General features: G+C 71.3%; 20 protein-coding genes and 2 tRNA genes. 9 read left to right on the plus strand and 13 right to left on the minus strand.

The window, feature by feature from the left end:
* The 5 genes from ABD691_RS02685 to ABD691_RS02705 all read right to left on the minus strand — a co-directional run.
* The coding region (locus ABD691_RS02685) for a WXG100-like domain-containing protein (RefSeq protein ID WP_486374886.1) at positions 1-2,356 on the minus strand (2,356 nt) is incomplete at its 3' end.
* Positions 2,357-2,376: 20 nt separating this feature from the next.
* Complete coding sequence (locus tag ABD691_RS02690; protein ID WP_344677726.1) at positions 2,377-2,694, minus strand: WXG100 family type VII secretion target; 318 nt, start codon at positions 2,692-2,694, stop codon at positions 2,377-2,379.
* The gene (locus ABD691_RS02695) at positions 2,691-3,251 is read right to left on the minus strand and encodes a YbaB/EbfC family nucleoid-associated protein (RefSeq protein ID WP_344677727.1); all 561 of its coding nucleotides are present in this window, start codon (positions 3,249-3,251) and stop codon (positions 2,691-2,693) included. The genes ABD691_RS02690 and ABD691_RS02695 overlap by 4 nt, the downstream gene beginning before the upstream one ends.
* A gap of 156 nt (positions 3,252-3,407) precedes the next feature.
* Positions 3,408-4,205: an MBL fold metallo-hydrolase gene (locus tag ABD691_RS02700; RefSeq protein WP_344677728.1), complete on the minus strand. Its 798-nt coding sequence runs from the start codon at positions 4,203-4,205 to the stop codon at positions 3,408-3,410.
* Entirely contained in the window at positions 4,202-4,891 is a 690-nt protein-coding gene (locus tag ABD691_RS02705; protein ID WP_344677729.1) for a 2-phosphosulfolactate phosphatase, read from the minus strand. Before ABD691_RS02705 ends, ABD691_RS02700 begins: the two co-directional genes overlap by 4 nt.
* A gap of 58 nt (positions 4,892-4,949) precedes the next feature.
* Between ABD691_RS02705 and ABD691_RS02710 the strand changes: the two genes are divergently transcribed.
* Both ABD691_RS02710 and ABD691_RS02715 read left to right on the plus strand, forming a co-directional pair.
* Positions 4,950-5,420 carry a ribose-5-phosphate isomerase gene (locus ABD691_RS02710; RefSeq protein ID WP_344677730.1) on the plus strand — a complete coding sequence of 157 codons (471 nt, stop codon included), beginning with the start codon at positions 4,950-4,952 and terminating at the stop codon, positions 5,418-5,420.
* A gap of 137 nt (positions 5,421-5,557) precedes the next feature.
* The gene (locus ABD691_RS02715; RefSeq protein ID WP_344677731.1) at positions 5,558-6,367 is read left to right on the plus strand and encodes an Fpg/Nei family DNA glycosylase; all 810 of its coding nucleotides are present in this window, start codon (positions 5,558-5,560) and stop codon (positions 6,365-6,367) included.
* Here ABD691_RS02715 and ABD691_RS02720 read toward each other — a convergent pair.
* The 4 genes from ABD691_RS02720 to ABD691_RS02735 all read right to left on the minus strand — a co-directional run bounded on the left by ABD691_RS02720 (position 6,337) and on the right by ABD691_RS02735 (position 9,033).
* Complete coding sequence (locus ABD691_RS02720) at positions 6,337-6,885, minus strand: cysteine hydrolase family protein (protein WP_344677732.1); 549 nt, start codon at positions 6,883-6,885, stop codon at positions 6,337-6,339. The genes ABD691_RS02715 and ABD691_RS02720 overlap by 31 nt on opposite strands.
* 28 nt (positions 6,886-6,913) lie before the next feature.
* Positions 6,914-8,116: a GNAT family N-acetyltransferase gene (locus ABD691_RS02725; protein ID WP_344677733.1), complete on the minus strand. Its 1,203-nt coding sequence runs from the start codon at positions 8,114-8,116 to the stop codon at positions 6,914-6,916.
* 61 nt (positions 8,117-8,177) lie between these two features.
* Positions 8,178-8,693, minus strand: coding sequence for a 2'-5' RNA ligase family protein (locus ABD691_RS02730; protein WP_344677734.1), 516 nt, complete (start codon positions 8,691-8,693; stop codon positions 8,178-8,180).
* A 269-nt stretch (positions 8,694-8,962) separates the two neighbouring features.
* Positions 8,963-9,033, minus strand: a tRNA-Gly gene (locus ABD691_RS02735).
* Between the two features lie 203 nt (positions 9,034-9,236).
* Here ABD691_RS02735 and ABD691_RS02740 point away from each other — a divergent pair.
* Positions 9,237-9,310, plus strand: a tRNA-Pro gene (locus tag ABD691_RS02740).
* Positions 9,311-9,490: 180 nt separating this feature from the next.
* Positions 9,491-9,667 carry a hypothetical protein gene (locus ABD691_RS02745; protein ID WP_344677735.1) on the plus strand — a complete coding sequence of 59 codons (177 nt, stop codon included), beginning with the start codon at positions 9,491-9,493 and terminating at the stop codon, positions 9,665-9,667.
* Here the strand turns inward: ABD691_RS02745 and ABD691_RS02750 are convergent.
* Positions 9,618-10,562 (minus strand): ferredoxin family protein, encoded by a 945-nt coding sequence (locus ABD691_RS02750; RefSeq protein ID WP_344677736.1) that lies wholly within the window; start codon positions 10,560-10,562, stop codon positions 9,618-9,620. The two genes, ABD691_RS02745 and ABD691_RS02750, sit on opposite strands and share 50 nt — an antisense overlap.
* A 194-nt stretch (positions 10,563-10,756) precedes the next feature.
* Here ABD691_RS02750 and tig point away from each other — a divergent pair, with 194 nt between their 5' ends.
* The 4 genes from tig to clpX all read left to right on the plus strand — a co-directional run bounded on the left by tig (position 10,757) and on the right by clpX (position 15,170).
* A complete protein-coding gene (gene tig / locus ABD691_RS02755; protein ID WP_344677737.1) occupies positions 10,757-12,145 on the plus strand; it encodes a trigger factor in 1,389 nt (462 codons plus the stop codon).
* A 264-nt stretch (positions 12,146-12,409) separates the two neighbouring features.
* Positions 12,410-12,988 (plus strand): ATP-dependent Clp protease proteolytic subunit, encoded by a 579-nt coding sequence (locus tag ABD691_RS02760; protein WP_344678013.1) that lies wholly within the window; start codon positions 12,410-12,412, stop codon positions 12,986-12,988.
* Positions 12,989-13,004: 16 nt separating this feature from the next.
* Complete coding sequence (locus ABD691_RS02765; protein ID WP_344677738.1) at positions 13,005-13,637, plus strand: ATP-dependent Clp protease proteolytic subunit; 633 nt, start codon at positions 13,005-13,007, stop codon at positions 13,635-13,637.
* A 249-nt stretch (positions 13,638-13,886) separates the two neighbouring features.
* Positions 13,887-15,170 carry an ATP-dependent Clp protease ATP-binding subunit ClpX gene (gene clpX / locus ABD691_RS02770; protein ID WP_344677739.1) on the plus strand — a complete coding sequence of 428 codons (1,284 nt, stop codon included), beginning with the start codon at positions 13,887-13,889 and terminating at the stop codon, positions 15,168-15,170.
* 30 nt (positions 15,171-15,200) lie between these two features.
* Here clpX and ABD691_RS02775 read toward each other — a convergent pair whose 3' ends face one another.
* Positions 15,201-16,055 (minus strand): alpha/beta hydrolase, encoded by an 855-nt coding sequence (locus ABD691_RS02775; RefSeq protein ID WP_344677740.1) that lies wholly within the window; start codon positions 16,053-16,055, stop codon positions 15,201-15,203.
* A gap of 126 nt (positions 16,056-16,181) precedes the next feature.
* On the opposite strand from ABD691_RS02775, the gene ABD691_RS02780 reads away from it, so the two are divergent.
* Positions 16,182-16,820: an RBBP9/YdeN family alpha/beta hydrolase gene (locus tag ABD691_RS02780; protein ID WP_344677741.1), complete on the plus strand. Its 639-nt coding sequence runs from the start codon at positions 16,182-16,184 to the stop codon at positions 16,818-16,820.
* Position 16,821: 1 nt separating this feature from the next.
* On the opposite strand, the gene ABD691_RS02785 is transcribed toward ABD691_RS02780, so the two are convergent.
* Together ABD691_RS02785 and fdhD are read right to left on the minus strand one after the other, a co-directional pair.
* The gene (locus tag ABD691_RS02785; protein WP_344677742.1) at positions 16,822-17,694 is read right to left on the minus strand and encodes an alpha/beta hydrolase; all 873 of its coding nucleotides are present in this window, start codon (positions 17,692-17,694) and stop codon (positions 16,822-16,824) included.
* 75 nt (positions 17,695-17,769) lie between these two features.
* Positions 17,770-18,603 (minus strand): formate dehydrogenase accessory sulfurtransferase FdhD, encoded by an 834-nt coding sequence (gene fdhD / locus ABD691_RS02790; protein ID WP_344677743.1) that lies wholly within the window; start codon positions 18,601-18,603, stop codon positions 17,770-17,772.
* Between the last annotated feature and the right edge of the window lie 72 nt (positions 18,604-18,675).

Consider the following 18,675-nt stretch of genomic DNA (forward strand, 5'->3'; position numbering starts at 1 on the left):
CGGCCGCGGTGCCCGTCCAGCCGCCGCCGCTACCGGGGCGGCTGCCGCCTCCGGACGGCGTCGCGCCGGGCGCTCCGCCTGCTCCGGGGGCTCCGCCCATCGCGCCACCCATGGCTCCACCGCCCGCGGGGGCCGACGTCCCCGCGCTGGCCGCTGCTGGGGCGGGTTGGGCGGGAGCGGATTCCGGACGCGCTGGTGCGTCCACATTGGACGAGGTGGTCGCAGCTGGGGTGTTCTGGGAGCGGGTGGGCGCGTCCGCGCCACCGCCGTGCGGGATTCCGCCGCCACCGCCGCCGGAAACGCCACCGCCGCCAGAAACACCACCACCGGCAGCCGAACCGGCGCCCGCGCCTCCGTGCGATGCACCGCCTCCGGCTCCGCCGGGCGAACCGCCGTCGGCGCCACCGGTGTGCGATCCGCCACCGGAGGAGCCGCTGGACCCAGGCGAACCGCCGGAGCCGGACGAGCCGCCGGAATCCGGAGTTGCCGAATGGCCGGACCCTCCGCCGGAGCTGCTGTCGGGGCTCGACGCACCGGCGCCGCCGGACGGTCCGGCATCGCCGCTCGTCGCGGAGTAGGTCGACGGGCCGGAGCTGCTGGAGCCGCCGTCGCCGGTGTTGCTGGAACCGCCGCTTCCGGAGCCGGCCGAGGACGATCCGGAGTCGCTCGACGATCCGCCGTGCGAACCGCTACCGCCGGAGCTGCCGCTGTCGGAGCCCGGCGAACTGCTGGACGACCCGCTGTCAGCCGAGCCGGAGGACATTGTGGACGAACCGGAACCGCCGTCGCTGTGGGAAGAACCGCCCGAGCTTCCGGAAGATCCGCCGTCGCTGCCGGACGAAGACGATCCGCCGCCGCTGGAGGAGGAGTCGCCGGAATCCGACGAACCGCTGCCGGAACCCGAGGACGAGCCACCGTCCGAAGTGGACGAACCACCGCCGGACGACGAACCGCTGCCGGACGACGAGTCGCCGCCGGACGACGAGCTGCTGGCCGAAGAAGACGACGAACCGCCGTCACCGGACGAACCCGAGCCACTGCCCGATCCCGAGTCGCTGCTGGACGAGCTTGAGCCGCCCTCACCCGAGCCCGAGCCGCTGTCGCCCGAGCCGGAACCGCTGCTGGACGAGCCGGAGCCGCTGTCGCCCGACCCCGACCCGCTGCTGGACGAGCCGGAGCCACCGTCACCCGAGCCGGAACCGCTGCCCGACGAGCCCGATCCGCTATCGCCCGACCCCGAGCCGCCATCGCCCGCCCCCGACCCGCTGCCGGAAGCCCCGGAACCGCCGTCACCCGACCCAGACCCAGACCCCGACCCGCCAGACCCCCCAGAACCCCCGGCATCGGTATCCGGCACGTTGATCTTGTCCGCGATGTGTCCGGCGCCGGCGCCGATGCCGCCCATTCCGGCGCCGGTGACGCCGCCGGACATGGCGCCGGTGCCGACGTCGCCCCAGTCGACTTTGCCTTCGGTGATCAGCTGTTCGGCGACGCTGCCGACCGCGCCTTCGGCCGCGCCGGTGACGCCTTCCTTGAGCGCTTCCTTGCCGATGTTCTTCGCAACGCTCTCGCTCGCGGCCTGCGCCGCCTGTCCGGCGGCGTCACCCGCCGCGTCGCCCGCGGCCCGGCCCGCGGCAGTGCCCGCGCCGCCTGCGGCCTCACCTGCCGCCTCGCCGCCCATGCGGCCGACCGACTTGCCAACGCCCTCGAACACGCCGCCGACCGCTCCGCCGATGGCGCCGCTGATGGCCGCTTCCTTGAACTTGCCGCCGTCGAAGCCCTTGCGCTCACCGGAAGCGATCTGGATGCCCTGCACCGCCGTTTCGATCGCGAGCGAGGTGGCCATCTCGATCGCGACGTTCTTGGCGATGCTCATGACGAGCTGCTTGAAGATCTGCCAGACGACGGCGCGAGTGATGCCCTGCGCGATCGGAATACCCGCCGTGGAACTGCCGAAGGAGACGAACGCCGCTGCGATCATGGCCGCGATCTGGATCGCGAGCGCGATCAGCGAAGCGATGATCGTGAGCTTGGTGTGCTCGACTTCCAGCGCGCTGTTGTCGCAGCTCTCCGCGAGCTTGTCGCACGCCTCCTTGAGCTTCGGCAGCGCGGCCTCACCGCCGCTGCCGATCCCCTCCCACATCTTCTTGAAGGCGTCCGCGGTCTGGCCCTCCATCGCCCCCTGGGCGTGCTGGGCACCACCGTTGGCCGCCGACGTGACCCCGTCGAGCCCCTGACCCGCCGCCCGCCAGGCGTCGGCGAGCCGACGCAGCGCGTCCTCGTCACCTTCCGGCCAGGACTGGCCGACGACGATCGGGAAAAGCCACTTGACCTCGTCGGGCATTTCGATCGACACGAGAATTCAGCCCCCAGCCGTTACTTCGGAACGTTGGCGATGTTCTCGGCGGACTCCGAGTCACGCCGTTCGACGTCGTCGGCGGTCTGCTGGAGGTTCGCCTTGATGTCGCCGAGCGCCTTGGCGATCTTCTTGATGCCCTCTTCGACGTCTTTCGCCGATTTCTCGTACCCCTTGGCGAATTCCTGGCCGGCTTCGTCGTTGCCCCAGCACTTGCCCTCGGCGTCCAGACCTGACTTCAGCTTCTGGTGGACGGATTCGCAGTCCTGACCGGCGTTGCCGATCTTGGTGCCACCGGCCCGGATCTCGCCGGGCTCCATGCGCATCGGCTTGCTCATCGGCGACGCCTCCTGTCGTCCATGAACGAGTCGTCGTCGAAGTCGTCGTAGTCGTCGATCTCCGGCGCCGCGGCGGCGCGCGGCTCGGAACCCGTGCGGCTCGCGCGTTCGGTCGCCGGGTCGGGCGGGGTGAACAGCGGGCTGCTGTTGAAGAAGTCCTGGAGCATCGGCGCGCCTTCGACGATGCTCGGCAGATCCGGCGTCTCGGCCAGACCGGCGAACTCGGCCTGCAACGACTGCTGCGCGGTGCCGGTCGCTTCCCGGATCAGGCTGGTGATCGTCGCGGCCAGCCGGTCGGGGGTGCCGCGCTCGAACGCCTTCGGGGACAGTTCGAGCTTCTGCAGGGTGCCCGAGGCGTCGACGGTCGCGGTGACCATGCCGTCCTCGGACGTCAGCTGGTGGGTCCGCTGCGCCGCTTCCGCCTGCTTCTCCTGGATTTCGGCGGTGCGCCTGCGCAGATCCGCCAGCATGCCGTCGATCTGCCCGTGCAGAGCGGCATTGCGGTTCTCCAGTTCCCGGCGCCTGGCTGCCGGATCCGACTCGTCGCGTGCGGACACCCTCGGCCCCCGTCCTGCTCGATCCCCGGATCAGCGGAACCGGGCTTTCACCAGCGGTTCTGCTGTGCTTTGGAGAGGATGACGCGCGCCGTGGCGAACTGGTGCCGTCCGGTTCGATAATGACGACGAACGGCAGAGCACATTGCTCCTGATGGACTAGTGAATATCGGGAAATCGTCCAACGTTCATTGATCTCAGCACTGCGCGGGTCGTCGCTTCCGGGAACGGCGACCGGGCCAGCAGATCGCCTTCCGGCGGCCCTGCCCGGCAGAGTTCGACCGCCGCGGCGATCTCCGCTCGCTGCGATCGGACGAAGTCCGGTCCGACCGGGTCGCCGTGGCCCGGGACGACGACGGACGGCCGCAGGTCGAGCAGGTTGTCCAAAGTGGACGGCCAGTGTTCCGGGCGGGCGTCGGAGAAGTCCGGTGGCGCGCCCTGCTCGACGAGATCTCCGGCGAAGACCACGTCACCGGCGGCTACGACCAGGTCGTGATCGGTGTGGCCGGGACCGAGGTGCAGCAGCCGGGCGGTGCGTCCGCCGAGGTCGAGTTCGGCCCGGTCGCCGACGAGCCGGTCCGGGCTGATGACGGTCGTCGTGCGCAGTGCTTCGGCGGTCTCCGGCGCTTCGTGGCGGTAGTGCTCGATCCACTCGGCGCGTTGATCCTCGGCCGTGCGGCGGAGGTGGAGCGCGCAGCGCTCGTGCGCCCACACCGGTGCCGGCAGGAAGGCCGCGGTGCCGAAGCAGTGGTCGAAGTGGCCGTGCGTGATCGCGATCTGCCAGGGCAGCGGCGTCACCTGCCGGACGGCCGCGGCGAGCTCGGCGCCCTGAACGTGGTCGCCGCGGGTGTCCACGACCAGCGCCTGCTCGGCGCCGACGACCAGGCCGACGGTCAGGTCCAGCTCGGCGTACCGGCGGATCAGCACACCGTCGGCGATCTCGCGCCACCCGGTCACGACGCCTCGAAGCGGCCGTCGCGCAGCCTGGGTGCGGTACCGCTGGTGTTGAGCTCGGCGGCCAGCGCGACGTCGTGGGCGAACCCCCAGCCGGTCAGCTCGCGGCCGGAGACCGACTCGGCGAGCAGCGCCTTCAGCCGGTGCGACACCGCCTCGTAGCCCGCGGCGGCGACCTCTGCCTCGGGGGACCGCGTCCCGGCCAGCGCCGCGATGACCGCTCCCGCGCCGAGCGCGTCCTCGACCGCCGGACGGGAGCCCTCGCCCGCGGCGACCACGCCGATCGGCCCACCCCGCCGCTGGGCGGCCTCGGCCACCGCCCAGGCGTTGCGCAGGCAGCCCGCGAAGACCTCGACGCCGAACTCCGCCGCCTCCGCGCACAGCGTCGCGCCGTTCGGCGACGGCAGCGCGAGCAGCACGTCCGGGGTGAGGCTGAGCAGCGACGACGGGCTCAGCGACCACTCGGTGCTGCTGCGCGGGCGGGCGAGCAGCGCGCCGCTGCGCTGGGCCGCGCGGCTCGCGCGCTCGTCGTTCCACCGCAGCGGAAGGACCTTCGCGCCGGTGCCGGTGGCGACGTCGACCGCGGTGCTGAACGAAAGCACGTCCACCACGACCAGTGCGGCGCTCTCCGGCGCCAGCGCCCGAACCCCGTCGATGCCCCACTCGAAGCGCACTTCGTGCCCGGTCATGGACCCCAACCCTAACCGGGGTGCGGACCAGCTGTCGCCCGTTTGGCAGACTGCCCGCGTGCGCGTCTACCTAGGCTCTGATCACGCAGGATTCGAACTCAAGAACCACTTGGCGAAGTGGCTGGCCGAGCACGGCCACGAGGTCACCGACATCGGCCCCGCCGAATACGACGCGCAGGACGACTACCCGCCGTTCTGCGTGGAGACCGCCCGCCGGGTCGTCGCCGACGAGGGCAGCCTCGGGCTGGTGCTCGGCGGTTCCGGCAACGGCGAGCAGATCGCCGCGAACAAGGTCCCCGGCGCCCGCGCCGCGCTGACCTGGAGCGTGGAGACCGCGAAGCTCGCGCGGCAGCACAACAACGCGCTGCTGGCCGGCATCGGTGCGCGGATGCACACCGTCGAGGAGGCCGAGGCGATCGTCGCGGCGTTCCTGGAGACCGAGTTCGAGGGCGGCAGGCACCAGCGCCGCATCGACCTGCTGTCCGACTACGAGCGGACCGGTGAGCCCCCGGCGCTGCCGGGCAACTGATCACGTCGGAGTCCGGCCGCCGTGTCCCGACCTCGCGGTCGGGCACGGCGGCCGGTGCGTGCCCGGCCGCGTCGATCGTGCTCTAACTTGTGCTCGCGGGGTCCCCGCACGAACCGACTCCGGAAGTGGTCCGCCCCATGCCTGAAGGTCACACGCTGCACCGGCTCGCCGGACTGCACCAGAAGCGCTACGCCGGGACGGCCGTTCGCGTGCAGAGCCCGCAGGGCAGGTTCGCCGCGAGCGCCTCGGTCCTCGACGGCTCGGTGCTGGAGCGTGCGGAGGCGCACGGCAAGCACCTGTTCCACTTCCACGGCCCGGACCGGATCGTCCACGTCCACCTCGGCCTGTACGGCACGTTCACCGAGTTCGAGCTCCCGCTGGCGGAACCGCGCGGCCAGGTGCGGATGCGGCTCGTCGGCGGCACCCACGGCACCGACCTGCGCGGACCGACCGCGTGCGAGCTGCTCACCGACGCCGAGGTCGCCGCGCTGCGCGACCGGCTCGGGCCCGACCCGCTGCGCGCCGACGCCGACCCGGACCGCGCCTGGCGGCGGATCTCCCGGTCCCGGACCAGCATCGCCGCGCTGCTGCTCGACCAGAAGGTGCTCGCCGGGGTCGGCAACGTCTACCGCGCCGAAGTGCTGTTCCGCCACGGCATCCCGCCGTACACGCCCGGCCGCGAGCTCCCGCGCGAGCAGTGGGAGCTGATCTGGGCGGACCTGGTGGAGCTGATGGCCGACGGCGTGCGGGTCGGACGGATCGACACCGTGCGGCCCGAGCACGAGCCGGAGGTCACCGGCAGGCCGCCGCGCGAGGACCGGCACGGCGGCGAGGTCTACGTCTACCGCCGCGCCGCGATGCCCTGCCTGGTGTGCGGGACGCCGGTGGCCACCGCCGACCTCGTCGGCCGCAAGCTCTACTGGTGCCCGTCCTGCCAGGCGGGCTGAAGCCATTCCTCGACGGAGACGACGTCGGCCCACTGCGGGAACAGCTTCTCGATGAGCACCCGGTGCACCTCGGGGTCGGTGTCGAGGCAGGCGTCGGCCAGCACGGTGAGGCCGAGGTCCAGATCGTTGGCCCGGCACGCGGTGTGCAGCACGACACCGCTGGTGGCGATGCCGGTGAGCACGAGTTCCTGGATACCGCGGGCGCGGAGGACGAGATCGAGATCGCTGCCCGAGAACGCGCTCCCGCGCCGCTTGGTGACCGTGACATCGCCCGGGTGCGGCGCGACGTCGGGGTGGATCTCCGTGCCGGGGTCGCCCTCGCGGAACAGACCCGCTCGCGCGGCGGCGGTCAGCGGCCGGTTGCGGGGACTCACTTCCTGATCGTCCGGCCGCAGTTCGACGACCACGTAGATCACCGGCATGCCAGCGGCGCGGGCGCCGTCGATCGCCCGGCGCAGACGTGCCAGGTATCCGGAGCCGTCGTCGGCGAGGTCCACGATGTCTCGTTGGACATCCATCACCAGGAGCGCGCGGTTCGGCAAGGCCTCAGAAACCTTCCGGGCAGTGCGGCGCGCGGTCGGTGGCGAAAGCGGCCGACGCGCGCCGGAGCGCACCGGGCTCCAGTTCGGTGATCCGCCCGGTCCGGTGCAGCGCGGTCAGCGTGTTGCCGCCGAGGAAAGCGCTCGCCAGATCGGCGGTGTCCAGCTCCAGCTGGGCGGATTCGCCGGTGCGGCGGACCTCCGCGACGCCGTCGTCACCGGCGGTCAGCCGCCAGCGGCCCGCGTTCCACGGGCAGAAGGCGTCGGTCAGCTCGAAGACCAGGTCCAGCGGGGCCGAGTAGCGGCGCGCCGGCAGCGCGCGGTCGACGTCCACCAGCCGCACCCACAGGCCGTCGGCCACCCGCCGGATCGCCGCGCGCGGGTTGGCCAGCAGGTGCGTGATCGGCTCGTCCACCGCGGCCTTGTTCTGGTGCACCTCACCGACCAGGTCGACGTCGAGCAGGTACCGCCAGAGGGCGGCGTAGGACTGCGGGGTGGTCGCGACCAGTTCCTCGACGTGCAGCTTGAAGTCCGGGCCGCGTTCGGTCCAGCCGCGTTCGGGCCGGTAGAGGGCGAAGCCGCCGGGATGCACCGCGTAGTGCAGCTTGCCCTGCCCGCCGGAGGCGTTGCGGTCGTCGGCGACGCGGAACTCCCAGGTGCCGTCGTCGCGGGTCAGCCAGCCGGTGCTGGTCGCGGCGGGGTAGAGCCCGCGGATGATCTCCAGCGCGTCCGCGCGCGGGACCTCCCGCACGGGCTGGGTCCCGGTGTCCACAGTGGAGAGGAAGGGGGCGCCGCCGGGGACGGCGAGCTTGACCTCGTAGCTGGCGACCCCGTAGCCGAACCGGCCGTAGATCGCGCCCTCGGACGCGAACAGCGCCGCGATCGGCGCGCCCCGGTCGTCGTGCAGCCCGTGCAGCTGCGCGCGCATCAGGCTCGTCAGCACGCCGCGCCGCCGGTGTCCGGGCTTGACCCCGACCGCCGTGACGGCGGCTACCGGTGAGCGGGTTCCGCCGGGCAGCGTCATCTCCGGCGCGAGCCTGCTGCACACGCCGATCAGCTCGGACCCGTCGAAGACCCCGTGGGAGCGGTCCGGATCGAGGATTTCCTGGAACTGCTCCAGGGACTCGTCGGTCAGGAACGCGGCCCGCAGCACCGCGAAGTAGTCGTCGGTCCCGGTGCCGGTGAGCGTGCGGGTGATCAGGTCGGCCATGTCCGGTTCCTATCGCGAACCGGCCCACGGTTGCGAGCCATTTTCGCTTCTCGCGGGGTGGTCAGCCGCCGAACGGGACCTCGGTGACGACCTCCCACTCGGACGTCGAGTGGTCCCGGCTGAGCCGCACCAGCGACAGCGAGGGAACCCGCACCGTGGTGGGTTCGACCACGGTCGCGCCCAGCGTGGCCACGGCGAAGATCGCCGGCCCCTCGGAGGTGGAGTGCGCGAGGTTGACGTGCCGGTCGCTTTCCTCGGGCTCGGCGGGCACGGCCCCGAGCACCTCGCCGAGCGCGGAGCGCACCGAATCGCGGAGCTCGTGCAGCGACGACTGCGGCTCGGCGGGCAGCGAAAGCGACTCGGGCAGCACGACGGCCCGGTGGAAGGCCAGCGACAGCGGCCCGGTCCCGGCGATCCGGGCCCGCACGGCCTCCACCATGGGCCCGACCAGCGACTCGTCGATCTCGTCGGTGAACCCGGCCTCCTGCACGAGGATGTGCATCCACTCGAGGGGAACGAGATCGAACCCGGGCAGGTCCTGCAACGCCCGCTGGTACTCGTTCACGAGCGTCCGCAACCCGCTCTGATCGGAAAGCCCGAGCAACCACGCATAGCTGGTCCGCCCGGGCCCCCACCCCTCCCGCCAACGGGAGTGATTACGAACCTGATCCGCATGAGCCATATCAGTCACGGGTTGGACTGTATGGGGTCGCCTCGCTGCGCGGTGCGGGTGGCGGAGCCAACGGCGACGCGAGCCGTGCGGGCGCGGCCGAGTTTTGTCCACAATGGACGAAAATGGCGAAGAGGCCCGGTCCGCGCAAGCGGACACGGGCCTCTCAGCCTCGGAGCGGGCGACGGGAATCGAACCCGCGTAGCCAGTTTGGAAGACTGGGGCTCTACCATTGAGCTACGCCCGCGTGCTCGGTTTCGAACCCTACCGGTTTAAACACTGCCGACTGCATCCAGCCGACAGCACCCTGTCCGGCAGCTGGTCCGGCGGCCTGACCGACTCCGGCAGCCTAACCGACGGCTGGTTCGCGACCTTGCGTGCCCCAGCTTAGCGGGTCGCGATAGGCTGCTCGCAACGCACCGGGTCCTTCCGGTGGCGTTGCTGTTCAGACGGGGTGTGGCGCAGCTTGGTAGCGCACTCGCTTTGGGTGCGAGGGGCCGTGGGTTCAAATCCCGCCACCCCGACTCCGGTGGGCGACGGGTGTTCGCGTTCGACGCGGACCCGTCGCCCTCGTTCTTTTCCGCGGTGGCGCTGGCCTGCGGGTGTTACTGATCGTGATGCGGATCGCGGCCGTCGCGACGGTTGGTAACGGCGGTGGCGATCCCGCCGATTCCCCGATCGTGCGCAATGCCTTGGGTGTTCCGATGCGCGCTCACCTCCCCGCGGTGGTGGTGTGCGCGGTGCTCGGCGCTGTGGTGGTCGTCCTGGTCGGGGTGTCGCTGCTCGTGCGGGGCCCGGCCCCGTCGATGGTGTCCCCGGCGGAGGGGGTCATCACCGCGGTGACGCCGACGACCGCGGGGCCGGCTCTGGTGGGGCGCTGACGCTGACCGCGACGTGCGTCGTCGGCCGGACGGCCGCCTTCCCGCAGCTGTTCGGGCGGGGCGGGTCCAGCTCGTACTGGTGGACCGTCACGTCCCAGGCCCGCCCGTCCTGGTGCTCGACCCGGACCCGGTCCCCGTCCTCCCCAGTGACCCGCAGGGCGTTGACCAGGTATTCGCCGACGTGTTCGCGCACGGCGAGCTCGGCGACCTGCCCGGCGTGGCTCCAGGTGGACCGGCCCCGGCAGTGCTCCAGGACGAGCTTGCCCGCCGCCGCGGCCGACAGCGCCGCGTCCGCCGTGTGCCCGCGCAGCCTGCCGTAGGTGTAGCCGCTGGGCAGCAGGACCGCGGCCGGGGCGAACCGGTGGCCGCCGGTGTGCGTGGTCTCCCAGACCGCTTCGCCGTGCCGCCCGCCGAGGTCGGTGATCAGCTCGCGGCCGAGCAGGGCGCAGCAGCGGTCGCGGCGCCCGTTGGTGCACACGAGCAGCACCGGCCCGGAGGCCGGCCGCCCCCAGCCGCCGTGCTCGCCGCGCCCGACGCCGTCGAAGTCGAGCCCGAGCAGGTCCGCGGGATCGGTGATGTCGGCGGTGCGCAGCCAGCTCGCGTCCGGCCCGGTGTGGGCGAGGTAGACGCGTCGCGGCCCGGCGCTCGGCTCGTCGGCGTGCCTGCCGGGACGGCGGATGAGCTGGACGCGGACGCCCGCCGCGGCGGCGGCCCGGTCCAGGGCGCGGCCGAGGTCCGGGTCCAGGTGGCTCTGCACCAGCGCGTTGTGCCCCCACGGCCCGCGCTGCTCCAGGCACAGCCAGCTCCGCGCGACGGCCGCGGTGCCGGGCAGCGGCTCGCGGTGGCGCTCCGCGAGCGCGGCGCAGGTTTCCTGGACAGGCGGGGTGTCGTGCACACCTCCACTGAAACACGCCGCGGCCCGGGCCGAGCGGACTGGAGTCACCCGATCGGGGTGGTTGGGAACCCCGAACCGGGTACTCGACGTGCAAGCAATAGACTCGGAGGTCAGCCCGGCGTCGACGGACGTGGCGCGAGGCCACTCCTACTGGCACCGCCGGGGTTCGAAGCACGTTCGCACTAGGAGACCACGTGAAGAGCACCGTCGAGCACCTGAGCCCGACGCGCGTACGGATCAACGTCGAGGTGCCGTTCGACGAGCTCAAGCCGAACTTCGACCGCGCGTACAAGGCACTGGCCAAGCAGGTCCGCATCCCCGGTTTCCGGCCGGGCAAGGTTCCGGCCCGGGTGCTGGAGAGCCGCATCGGTCGTGGCCCCGTGCTCGACGAGGTCGTCAACGAGTCGGTCCCGGCCAAGTACCTGGAAGCGGTCAACAGCAGCGAGGTCCGCACCCTCGGTCGCCCGGACATCGAGGTGACCAAGATCGAGGACGGCGACGTCATCGAGTTCACCGCCGAGGTGGACGTCCGCCCGGAGATCACCGTGCCCGCCTTCGGCGAGCTGAAGGTCACCGTGGACGACGTCGAGGTCACCGAGGACGAGGTGTCCGAGCAGCTCGACGAGCTGCGCGCCCGCTTCGGCACGCTGACCGGCGTCGAGCGCGCCGCCCAGCAGGGCGACTTCGTCAGCATCGACCTGTCGGCCACCGTCGACGGCCAGGAGGTCGAGGACGCGCAGACCAGCGGCCTGTCCTACGAGATCGGTTCCGGCCAGCTCATCGACGGCATCGACGACGCGCTGATCGGCCAGAGCGAGGGCGACACCAACACCTTCACCACCACCCTCGTCGCCGGTGAGCACGCCGGCAAGGAGGCCGAGGTGACCGTCAAGCTGAACTCGGTCAAGGAGCGGCACCTGCCGGAGGCCGACGACGAGTTCGCGCAGATGGCCAGCGAGTTCGACACAGTCGACGAGCTCGTCGCCGACCTGCGCGAGCGGCTCGGCCGGGTCAAGCGGATGCAGCAGGGCATGCAGGCCAGGGACAAGATCCTCGAGGCGCTGCTGGAGACCGTCGAGGTCCCGCTGCCGGAGAAGGTCGTCGAGTCCGAGATCGAGGTGCGCGAGCACGACGCGATCCACCCGTTCGACCACGACCAGGACCGCTTCGGCGAGTGGCTGGAGCAGCAGGGCCAGACCCGCGAGCAGTTCGACGCCGAGACCCGCGAGGAGGCGGAGAAGGCGGTCCGCACCCAGCTGGTGCTGGACACCATCGCCGACGCCGAGGACGTGTCGGTCTCGGACAACGAGCTGACCGAGCGGATCATCTACCAGGCGCAGCGGTTCGGCGTGAGCCCGGACCAGTACGTCCAGCAGGCCCAGCAGTCCGGTCAGCTCGGCGCGATCTACGCCGACGTCCGGCGCAGCAAGGCGCTGTTCTCGGTGGTCCGCCAGGCGACCGTGACCGACGAGGCGGGCAACGAGCTGGACCTCGACGAGCTGTTCGGTCCGCAGGCCGGTGCCGAGGAGCAGTCCGAGGAGACCGCCGAGCAGGAGCCGAAGGCCGACGCCAAGGCGGAGTGACGGCCGCGCGGACACCTGAATAGACATGCTCTGAGCGAACGTGGGCGGTACTGGGAAGCTGGTGCCGTCCACTTTCGTTAGGGTCTGTCGTAGCGGATCACCCGAACGGGAAACGCGACATCGTGCGGGGTCGTCGTGGTCCACTGTGGAAACCGAGACCTCCACGGTGGGCAGGCTCACCCCGTGGAAGACGCCCAGTGTGGGAGAAGGCAGGGAGACGTGACGCAGCACCTGACTGTTCCGGCGTCCGACGGGTCGCCGCAGATGCGGTCGACGACGAACGGACTCTCGCTCAACGACTCGGTGTACGAGCGGTTGCTGCGGGAGCGCATCATCGTCCTCGGTTCGCAGGTCGAGGACTCCATCGCCAACCAGATCTGCTCGCAGCTGATCCTGTTGGCGGCCGAGGACCCGGAACGCGACATCTCGTTGTACATCAACTCGCCCGGCGGTTCGGTGCCGGCGGGCATGGCGATCTACGACACCATGCAGCTGATCCAGCCGGACGTGGCGACCGTGGCGATGGGCTTCGCCGCCTCGATGGGGCAGTTCCTGCTCTCGGCCGGCGCCCGCGGCAAGCGGTTCGCGCTGCCGCACGCGCGGATCATGATGCACCAGCCGTCCGCGGGCATCGGCGGCACCGCATCCGACATCGCCATCCAGGCCGAGGTCTTCGCCAAGAACAAGCTGGAGATGGCGCAGCTGATCGCGGAGCAGACCGGCCAGACGGTGGAGAAGATCACCGCCGACTCCGACCGGGACAAGTGGTTCACCGCGGAGGAGGCCCGCGAGTACGGCTTCGTGGACCACATCGCGACCGCCGCCAACCTGCCGCGCGCCTGAGACGAGGAGTTCGCACGTGAATCCGTACCAGTCCTTGCAGTCCCGGTATGTGCTGCCCTCGTTCGTCGAGCGCACGGCATACGGGGTCAAGGAGTCGAACCCGTACAACAAGCTGTTCGAGGAGCGCATCGTCTTCCTGGGCGTCCAGGTCGACGACGCCTCGGCGAACGACGTGATGGCCCAGCTGCTGTTCCTGGAGTCCGACGACCCGGACCGCGAGATCACCATCTACATCAACTCGCCCGGTGGCTCGTTCACCGCGCTGATGGCGATCTACGACACGATCCAGTACGTTCGCCCGGACGTGCGAACCGTTTGCCTCGGGCAGGCCGCCTCGGCCGCCGCGGTGCTGCTCGCCGCGGGCACCAAGGGCAAGCGGATGGCGCTGCCGAACTCGCGGGTGCTGATCCACCAGCCCGCGACGGAGGGCATCTACGGTCAGGTCTCCGACCTGGAGATCCAGGCCAACGAGGTGCAGCGGATGCGGGAGCAGATGGAGGCCACGCTGGCCAAGCACACCAACCGCAGCGCGGAGCAGGTGCGCGAGGACATCGAGCGGGACAAGATCCTGACCGCCGAGCAGGCGCTGGAGTACGGCATCATCGACGAGGTGCTGCCGTACCGGAAGCTCTCGGCTCAGAAGTCCTGAGACACGCCGGACGCGATACGGTGAGACGCTGGTCACATTCGGGCCCGTCTCAGCCGGTTCCGCGACTGCTCCGCAAGGGTGAGCAGGTTCAGGCGGCGACACGCCGGGCACGATGCGAGGCACGTCGTGCTCGGCGTGTGGCGGACACTGTGAGTCTCCCCGAACCCGGGGAACGGCAGGTACCGTCGAAGGCACATACGGTCAGGCGCGCCACCGGACGGCGCGCCGGAGGGGACGGGGTCAGCGGTCATGGCACGTATCGGTGACGGCGGCGACCTGCTGAAGTGCTCCTTCTGCGGGAAGAGCCAGAAGCAGGTCAAGAAACTCATCGCCGGCCCCGGCGTGTACATCTGCGATGAGTGCATCGATCTCTGCAACGAGATCATCGAGGAGGAGCTGGCCGAGGCGGGCGAGGTCAAGCTCGACGAACTCCCCAAACCGGCCGAGATCCACGAGTTCCTCGACCAGTACGTGATCGGTCAGGACGCGGCCAAGCGCAACCTCTCGGTGGCGGTCTACAACCACTACAAGCGGATCCAGGTCGGCGAGCGCACCACGCGCGACAGCCGCGAGGAGGCCGTGGAGCTGGCCAAGTCGAACATCCTGATGCTCGGCCCCACCGGCTGCGGCAAGACCTACCTCGCGCAGACCCTCGCCAAGATGCTCAACGTCCCGTTCGCGATCGCCGACGCCACGGCGCTGACCGAGGCGGGCTACGTCGGCGAGGACGTCGAGAACATCCTGCTCAAGCTCATCCAGGCCGCCGACTACGACGTCAAGCGCGCCGAGACCGGCATCATCTACATCGACGAGGTCGACAAGATCGCCCGCAAGAGCGAGAACCCGTCGATCACCCGCGACGTCTCCGGCGAGGGCGTGCAGCAGGCGCTGCTGAAGATCCTGGAGGGCACCACCGCGAGCGTGCCGCCGCAGGGCGGGCGCAAGCACCCGCACCAGGAGTTCATCCAGATCGACACCACCAACGTGCTGTTCATCGTCGCGGGTGCGTTCGCCGGTCTGGAGAAGATCGTCGAGGAGCGGGTCGGCAAGCACAGCATCGGTTTCGGCGCCGACCTGCGGTCGAAGTCCGAGCTCGACGAGGCCGACCACTTCGCCGACGTCATGCCGGAGGACCTGATCAAGTTCGGGCTGATCCCGGAGTTCATCGGCCGGCTTCCCACGGTGGCCAGCGTGACGAACCTGGACAAGCCGTCCCTGGTGCAGATCCTGACCGAGCCGCGCAACGCGCTGATCAAGCAGTACAAGCGGCTGTTCGAGATGGACAACGTCGAGCTGGAGTTCACCAAGACCGCGCTGGAGGCCATCGCCGACCAGGCGATCCTGCGCGGCACCGGTGCGCGCGGGCTGCGGGCGATCCTGGAGGAGGTCCTGCTGCCGGTGATGTACGACATCCCGAGCCGCTCCGACGTCGCCAAGGTCGTCATCACCGAGCAGACCGTTCGCGAGAACGTGAACCCGACGATCGTGGCGCGGCAGGCCACCCGCCGCGAACGCCGCGAGAAGTCCGCGTAGGCGGTCCCGGACGCGCGTTGCGCGGTCGCCTCAGGCCAAGCGTTGGCCCAGGTAGCGCAGCGCGTCCGGTAGGGCCCGGCGCCAGTAGCCGTCGGTGTGGTCGCCGGGTTCGAACGAGGTGACGACGGCGTTCGTCCGGTCCGCCAGGTCGAGCGCCCGTTCGTAGAAGACGTCGGCCGTTCCGCACCAGATCCCGAGGCCGCGGCCGTCGATGCGGGCGGCGTGGCGCAGCGGGTCGTTCGCCTCCCACACCTCGCGTGCGGGGAAGGCGTTGAGCGGGCGGGACTCCTCCCAGGAACCGAACAGGGCGGGGGAGATGACCGCCTTCAGCGGCGCCGGGTGGCTCAGCGCGCCGAACCCGCCCATGGAGATGCCCAGGGCCGCGCTCGGCGCGGCGAGGCCGAGTTCGGCCAGCCAGACCGGGATCTCCTCCAGCAGCATCCGCATCGGGTCGTCGCCCGCGCCGTCGTCGTGCCAGTAGTGCTCGCCGCCGTCCGGGGCGACCACGGTGAACGGCCTGGCCCCGGTTGCCGTCAGGAACTGGGCCGTCAGGAACTGGGGGAGCCCCAGGCCGGCCATGCCGCGGGCCGACGAGCCGCGGCCGTGCAGGGCGAGGCAGACCGGCAGCCGCTCCGGGCGGGACCCGGCCGGAGCGGTGATCATCAGCTCCACCTCGCGCGAGCGCGCCGCGCTGCGCCGGGAGACGAACTCGGCCTGGGCGGGCGCCTGCGGCACCACGCCGTCCGCGCCGGTGAGGCCGAGGTGCCTGCGCAGCCAGGGCCCGCCGGGAAGGACGTCGGTCGCGACGCCCGCGCCCGCCAGGACCGCGCCCGCTCCGGCCGCGGCGAGGAACCCGCGTCGGGTCGGGAACTTCCGTGAAGACATCGGGGAAATTCAAGCAGGACCGCCCGATGCGGTGGCGTGGTTTCCGCCAAGGGGTGGTTGGGCCGGTGGCGACCGCGCCCATAGATGATCATTGCCGCACGATCATCGACTCCGGGGAGCGGCGCCATGAGCGAGATGCATGTCCTTCTGGTACACGGAATGACCGGTTCCGGCCCGTGGCACTGGCAGCAGTGGCTGGCCGGGCAGCTGCGCTCGCACGGCGTCACCGTCGACCTGCCCGCTCTTCCCGGTGACGAGCGCCCCGACCTCGACGTGTGGCTGCCGGTGCTGCGGGAGCACCTGGCGGCGGTCCCGGCCGAGGCGGAACTGGTCGTCGCGGCGCACTCCTGCGGGGTCGCGCTGTGGCTGCACCACGCCGCGACCGTCGACGGCCGGTCGCGCCGCGCGGACCGCGTGCTGCTGGTGGCGCCGCCCGACCCGCAGTGGCAGAACCCCGACGCCGCCGGGATCGTGCCCTACCCGGTCGACGCGCACACCCTGCGCCGCGCCGGGGGCGTCACCAGGCTCGTGACCGGCACCGGCGATCCGTACCTGCCGATGCACCGGGCGCATGCGCTCGCCGAGGAGCTGCGGATCGAGATGGACGTGGTCCCCGACGGCGAGCACCTCAACACCGACGCCGGGTACGGGCCGTGGCCTGCGATGCTGCGGTGGGCGCTGTACGGGACCGTTCCGCTGGCCGACCGCTTCGACGGCGAACCGCACACCACCGGCTACCAGCCCGGCCGCCTGCGGCTGGTGTGACCTACCGGTCGAGCTTGCCGCCGACGAACCGGACGACCTCGGGCAGGGCCTTGCGGTAGTAGCGGCTGTTGTGCCCGCCCGGGGTCGTGGAGGCGACCTCGGGCCGGGTCAGCGAGATGAACCGGCGGGTGCCCTTGATGAACCGGTCGCCGGTGCCGCACCAGACGCCCAGCGGCACGTTGCCGAGTTCGGGGATGTGGCGCAGCGGGTCCATCCCGGCCCATTCGGCCTCGTCGACGAACGCCTTGCGCTTGCGCATCTCCTGCCAGCTGGTGATCAGCGCGGGCGAGACCACCGCCGCCGCGCGCAGCGGGCTGTCGTGCTCGTGCCTGCGCCGCGCGTAGAGCAGCGCGCCGAAGCCGCCCATCGAGATGCCCGAGACCGCGAACGGCTGGCCGTCGTCGCCGCCGAGGTCGCGTTCGGCGAGCCAGCGCGGGACCTCGTCGAGCAACATCCACATCGGATCGTCGCCGGGGTGGCGGTGCCAGTAGCTGTTGCCGCCGCCGTCGACGGCGAGGAAGGCGAACGGCGGCACCTCGCCCGCGGCGACCGCCCGGCTCAGCCAGGTCGGCAGGCCGTGCGCGGACCGGCGCGCGTCGCCGAACCGGCCGTGCAGCATCAGGCACACCGGAAGTCCGCTGCGCGCAACGCCTTCCGGGTACATCAGGACCAGGTTGACCTCGCGGTTGCGGGCCTGGGAGTGGACGCGTTCGAGGGACACGTTGGGCTCACCGGCCAGCGGCTTGGCCTCCCCGGCGACGGTGAACGTGTCACCGGAGAGCCCGAGGCCGAGCGCCGCGGCACCGGCCAGCCCGGAGGCGAGCACGGTTCGGCGGGGCACCAGCGGTGCCTTCGCCGGTTCGCGGTGCTCCATGCCCCTCCCGTCGCCGGACTCCCGGTCCCATCCTGCCAACGAGGAGGGCCCGCACTGCTCGGTTCCCGGAGTTGGTCACGAGACGTCTGTCACGACCCGTTCGAATCCGGTGTAGACGTTCATGGACCGGCCGCGCAGGAAGCCGACCAGCGTCATGCCCTGTTCCTCGGCCAGGTCCACCGCCAGCGCGGACGGTGCCGACACCGCCGATAGCATCGGCAGCCCCGCCATCGCCGCTTTCTGGACCAGTTCGAAGGACGCGCGCCCGGAGACCATCAGCACGTGCCCGCTGAGCGGGATCATGCCCTCCAGCAGCGCCCAGCCGAGCACCTTGTCGACGGCGTTGTGCCTGCCGACGTCCTCGCGCACGGCCAGTAGCGAGCCGTCGGCGGCGAACAGGCCCGCCGCGTGCAGGCCGCCGGTGGTGTCGAAGACCCGCTGCGCGGAGCGGAGCTTGCCGGGCAGGTCGGCCAGCACGTCCGCGCGGATGCGCAGCGGGTCGCCCGCCGGCCGGTGGCGGGTGCTGAGCCGCACCGAGTCCAGTGCGGCCTTCCCGCAGACGCCGCACGACGACGTGGTGTAGAAGTTGCGCTCCACGGACGGATCCGGCGGGGGCACGCCGGGTGCGAGGTGGACGTCGAGGACGTTGTAGGTGTTTCGGCCGTCCGGCCCGGGGCTGTCGCAGAACCGCGCTCCGGCCACGTCGTCCCGGTCGTGGATGGCGCCTTCGGTGAGCAGGAAGCCGTGCGCGAGTTCCACGTCGCTGCCCGGTGTCCGCATGGTGACGCTCAGTGCCCGGGACTGCACCCGGATCTCCAGCGGTTCCTCCGCGGCCAGCGAATCCGGGCGCCGCCGGACACCGTCCGCGTTGATGCGCAGCACCGGCCGTCGCACGGTGACCCGTCCCATCCGGACCTCCCCTCGCAGCACTGACATCGCCACTGCCACGTCGCGTGTCACAGCCTAAACGCGCCGATGGCA

It is taken from the genome of Saccharopolyspora taberi, from assembly GCF_039534165.1.
Lineage (GTDB): Bacteria > Actinomycetota > Actinomycetes > Mycobacteriales > Pseudonocardiaceae > Saccharopolyspora_D > Saccharopolyspora_D taberi.

Bases quoted from the DNA above. Each gene is read 5' to 3' on its own strand.
- ABD691_RS02690 (WP_344677726.1), bottom strand. From the start codon at position 2,694: ATGAGCAAGCCGATGCGCATGGAGCCCGGCGAGATCCGGGCCGGTGGC.
- ABD691_RS02705 (WP_344677729.1), bottom strand. From the start codon at position 4,891: ATGACCGGGCACGAAGTGCGCTTCGAGTGGGGCATCGACGGGGTTCGG.
- ABD691_RS02715 (WP_344677731.1), top strand. From the start codon at position 5,558: ATGCCTGAAGGTCACACGCTGCACCGGCTCGCCGGACTGCACCAGAAG.
- ABD691_RS02720 (WP_344677732.1), bottom strand. From the start codon at position 6,885: ATGGATGTCCAACGAGACATCGTGGACCTCGCCGACGACGGCTCCGGA.
- ABD691_RS02725 (WP_344677733.1), bottom strand. From the start codon at position 8,116: ATGGCCGACCTGATCACCCGCACGCTCACCGGCACCGGGACCGACGAC.
- ABD691_RS02745 (WP_344677735.1), top strand. From the start codon at position 9,491: ATGCGCGCTCACCTCCCCGCGGTGGTGGTGTGCGCGGTGCTCGGCGCT.
- ABD691_RS02760 (WP_344678013.1), top strand. From the start codon at position 12,410: ATGCGGTCGACGACGAACGGACTCTCGCTCAACGACTCGGTGTACGAG.
- clpX (WP_344677739.1), top strand. From the start codon at position 13,887: ATGGCACGTATCGGTGACGGCGGCGACCTGCTGAAGTGCTCCTTCTGC.
- ABD691_RS02775 (WP_344677740.1), bottom strand. From the start codon at position 16,055: ATGTCTTCACGGAAGTTCCCGACCCGACGCGGGTTCCTCGCCGCGGCC.
- ABD691_RS02780 (WP_344677741.1), top strand. From the start codon at position 16,182: ATGAGCGAGATGCATGTCCTTCTGGTACACGGAATGACCGGTTCCGGC.
- ABD691_RS02785 (WP_344677742.1), bottom strand. From the start codon at position 17,694: ATGGAGCACCGCGAACCGGCGAAGGCACCGCTGGTGCCCCGCCGAACC.
- fdhD (WP_344677743.1), bottom strand. From the start codon at position 18,603: ATGGGACGGGTCACCGTGCGACGGCCGGTGCTGCGCATCAACGCGGAC.